The organism is Vreelandella malpeensis (assembly GCF_020622355.1).
GTDB lineage: Bacteria > Pseudomonadota > Gammaproteobacteria > Pseudomonadales > Halomonadaceae > Vreelandella > Vreelandella malpeensis.
Window position 1 is genome coordinate 1 of record NZ_WHVL01000016.1, and the last position, 542, is coordinate 542.

2 rRNA genes are annotated in these 542 nt (G+C 47.8%); both read right to left on the reverse strand.

Annotated elements, in window-relative coordinates:
* Nucleotides 1-101: ribosomal RNA gene (locus GEV37_RS16870) — 23S ribosomal RNA — on the reverse strand; the annotation flags it as partial.
* Nucleotides 102-426: 325 nt separating this feature from the next.
* Nucleotides 427-542: ribosomal RNA gene (locus tag GEV37_RS16875) — 16S ribosomal RNA — on the reverse strand; the annotation flags it as partial.

Genomic DNA, 542 nt, shown 5'->3' on the forward strand with positions numbered 1-542 from the left:
ACAGGTCGTTTGCCACCTCACCGAACCTTATCGCAGGCTTCCACGTCTTTCATCGCCTCTGGCTGCCTAGGCATCCACCGTGTGCGCTTCATTGCTTGACCCTATAACCCGAAGGAGTCTGGATCGCGCAATGACAACGATTGCCGGATACGCTTGAGACGTATCACAAAACAATTGCATGTTGATTTGGCTTATCTAACGAATCAGACAAGCAAAACAACATTGTCAGCATGATATACATTGTTAAAGAGCGACTGCCATAAGCAGTGATAAACGCACGATCTTGTTCACGTTAAAAAAAGAGAAAGGTCTTCAAGATCGTTTCTTTTTCTTTCAAAGTGAAAAGACATTCGCTTATCACGACTCATCACAGCACATGATCAGGTAATTCATTGTGAGCGCTTGCCGCGAGCGTGACGCATCGTTTAAGGAGGTGATCCAGCCGCAGGTTCCCCTACGGCTACCTTGTTACGACTTCACCCCAGTCATGAACCACACCGTGGTGATCGCTCCCCCGAAGGTTAAGCTAACCACTTCTGGTG